General features: G+C 73.2%; 4 protein-coding genes. 2 read left to right on the forward strand and 2 right to left on the reverse strand.

Features of this window, described 5'->3' with window-relative positions:
- The first annotated feature begins 13 nt into the window (after positions 1 to 13).
- On the forward strand, positions 14 to 448 hold the full coding sequence (locus C1A33_RS23140) for a DUF3817 domain-containing protein (protein WP_101833468.1): 435 nt from the start codon (positions 14 to 16) through the stop codon (positions 446 to 448).
- Between the two features lie 11 nt (positions 449 to 459).
- Here the strand turns inward: C1A33_RS23140 and C1A33_RS23145 are convergent, their stop codons facing one another.
- Positions 460 to 1080, reverse strand: coding sequence for a hypothetical protein (locus tag C1A33_RS23145; protein WP_101833466.1), 621 nt, complete (start codon positions 1078 to 1080; stop codon positions 460 to 462).
- Between the two features lie 238 nt (positions 1081 to 1318).
- Positions 1319 to 1687, reverse strand: coding sequence for an FDXHR family putative zinc-binding protein (locus C1A33_RS38110; RefSeq protein WP_423748127.1), 369 nt, complete (start codon positions 1685 to 1687; stop codon positions 1319 to 1321).
- A gap of 268 nt (positions 1688 to 1955) precedes the next feature.
- On the opposite strand from C1A33_RS38110, the gene C1A33_RS23155 reads away from it, so the two are divergent.
- On the forward strand, positions 1956 to 2804 hold an 849-nt coding region (locus tag C1A33_RS23155), incomplete at its 3' end, for a helix-turn-helix transcriptional regulator (protein ID WP_243407859.1).

Genomic DNA, 2804 nt, shown 5'->3' on the forward strand with positions numbered 1-2804 from the left:
ACGGAGCCCGCCGATGACGGCTTTTCCCGCCCCCTCCCACCCGTCCGGCGCGCGGTCCAGCGCGCCGGCGATCCGCTCGGCCCTGCTGCGCTACCGGGTCATCGCCTACGTCGTCGGGGTCGGCCTGATCCTGCTGGTCTGCATCGGAATGCCGCTGAAGTACGCCGGTGGCCAGGACGTGGTCGTCGCCGCGGTCGGGCCGATCCACGGCGTGCTGTACATCGGGTATCTGCTGTGCACCTACGATCTGGCGACCCGGTGTCGCATTCCGCTGCCGAAGGCGGTTCTGATCATGCTCGCGGGCACGATCCCCTTCCTGTCCTTCGTCGCCGAGCGGTGGGTCACCGGCAGGGTGCGCGGCCAGCTGGCCGGCGCCCAGGGCGCGGTCGCCAGCCGTCCCGGGGCCGCGACGGGCACGGCGGGCGCCACCGAGGCCCCCGCGCGCTGAGCGTCCCCGCCTCAGGCCCAGCCGAACGGTTGGGTCGCCGCGGTCGCGCTCTGGGGACGCACCGCCGCCAGGCTCGGCCGACGCCGGGGCACCGGTACCGCGACCGTGATCACCTCACCGCGCCCCAACCACCGGGGGCGGGCACGCCGGCCCGGGACCACCGGGCCGGCGGACAGGACCTGGTCGACCTCGGTGCCGAAGGCGAACACCCGGCCGTCGGACCAGGTGATCAGCTCGGTCCGCGACCCGCCCGGGCGGGCCAGGACCAGCCGTGACCGCACCGGCTCCCAGACCACGGTGACGGCCCGCGCGGCCGAGCCCAGCAGCGCCCGCCGGCCTCCGGCCCGGTAGGCGGCGGCGGTCGCCGCCGCGGCCGCCGACAGGGACGGCCCCCGGCGGGGGCCAGCCGACCAGGACGCGAGATCCGCGATGACGACAAGCCCGGCGTCGTCCACGGCGATCGGTGGGGTGGGGTCGGCATCCGGCTCGGCGGCGGTGACCGCGCCGAACACCCCGTCGATGTGCACCCCGCGCGCGGCCGGCAGCCCGTGGGCGGACGCGGCCAGCATGGCGGTCAGCGCCGCCCGCCGCACATCGAACCCGTCCAACCGGACCAGCCCGCAGACCGTCATCGGCCCCTCCGTCCCGAGTGCCCGCCCGCCATGGACGCGGCATCCGCGGTCGCCGCACGGAGGTGCCATGGTCGTCCGCCGCAGATGCCTGCGCGCCGGAACGTAACAGCTTCCCGGCCGCATCACCTCGCCGTCGCACGGAATCGGGGGCTTGGAACCGTGAACACACCGCACGCGTCGTTTCCACCGTCAGGAGGAATCGGAGAGGGTCGGGCGCCGCCGGCCCGGCGGGTACGTGTCAGGCCACTCCCGCGCCGGACGGTTCGGAATCCCGCCGGGCCCGGCGGGCGGCGATGACGGGACGCGCCGGGCATTCGACGAGATGCTCGTCGAAGCCCTCGACCGAGGGCCAGGACTGATGGCACGAACGGCAGTGCGCCGTGGCCGGATCGGTCCACGTCGCGTCACAACCCGCGCAACTGGCCGTAACCGGAATGCGGGCGGCGGCCTCGGGCTGCCGGCGGCGGGGCACCTGGATCGGCAACGCCGCCTGCCGACCAGACTGATCCGTATCAGAGTGAAGGGTCACGGAAATCGCGCGGGGACGCCGGGCAGCGGACACGGCGGCCGGGATCGCGCGTGGGGATGTCGACCGGCGGGGAGGCACCCGGTCATCCTGTCGCAGACCTGCACAAGCGTCACGCAACCGGCCGTCGAGTCTTCAGGGTGTTTGTCGAGGACGGACGCTCCGGGGGCAGTCATGTCGGGGCGATTCCACCTGTTCCGGGCGAGCCGCGCAACCTTTCGCGTGATCGGCGCCCGGGCATCACCGCGGCCACCCACGAAACACGGCCCGCCCAATGTGCCGACATCCGGCCACTGTGGGGCGAACAGCGACACGACCCGAACCACCCACGCTGGCTACGGTCATACGTATGACGGACACCGCCGCCGCCGACCGCCCGCGCCCGCCGATGGACGGGGGTGCCCATCCGGGCGTCGGTCCGCTGCTGCGCGCGTGGCGGCGACGACGACGGCTTAGCCAGCTTGAGCTAGCACTTCGGGCGGACAGTTCCGCCCGGCACATCAGTTTCGTGGAGACCGGGCGGTCGACGCCGAGCCGGGCGATGATCCTGCGGCTGGCCGAACACCTCGACGTGCCGGTACGGGAACGCAACGACCTGCTCGTGGCGGCGGGTTACGCGCCGACCTTCCGGGAAACGCCGCTGGCGGACCCGGCAATGGCCGCGGTCCGCGACGGGCTCACCCGGCTGCTCGCGGCCAGCGAGCCGAACCCGACGCTGGTCCTGCATGGCACCTTTGACGTGGCGATGACCAATCGCGCGGCCGACGCGCTACTCGCCGGTATTCCCACGGAACTACTCCGGCCGCCGGTGAACGTGATGCGCGTGGCGCTGCATCCGCAGGGGCTCGCGCCGCGGATCGTGAACCTGGCGGAATGGCGGGAGCACCTGCTGGAGAGAATGCGGCGGAGCATGCTGACGCGGGATTCACCCGCCCTGCGCGCGCTCTACGAGGAAGTCGTCGCCTATCCCCGCCCGCACTCCGCCCCGAAAGACGATCAGCATCCCAATGGTCCGGCCCGCGCCGGCGGCGACCTCCACCGGCCGCCGGCTCTGGCTCTGGCTCTGCCGATGCATCTCCTCGTCGGCGGTCAGGTGCTCTCGCTGATCTCGACGATGACGACGTTCAACACCCCGCTGGACGTCACCGTCTCCGAGCTGGCCGTCGAGACGTTTCTGCCCGCCGACCCGCCGACCGCC

The sequence above is a fragment of the Frankia canadensis genome, from assembly GCF_900197875.1.
In the GTDB taxonomy this organism is placed as follows: Bacteria; Actinomycetota; Actinomycetes; order Frankiales; family Frankiaceae; genus Frankia; species Frankia canadensis.

What these genes read in the sequence shown, in the direction of transcription:
- C1A33_RS23140 (WP_101833468.1), top strand. Translation starts at nt 14, where the DNA reads ATGACGGCTTTTCCCGCCCCCTCCCACCCGTCCGGCGCGCGGTCCAGC.
- C1A33_RS23145 (WP_101833466.1), bottom strand. Translation starts at nt 1,080, where the DNA reads ATGACGGTCTGCGGGCTGGTCCGGTTGGACGGGTTCGATGTGCGGCGG.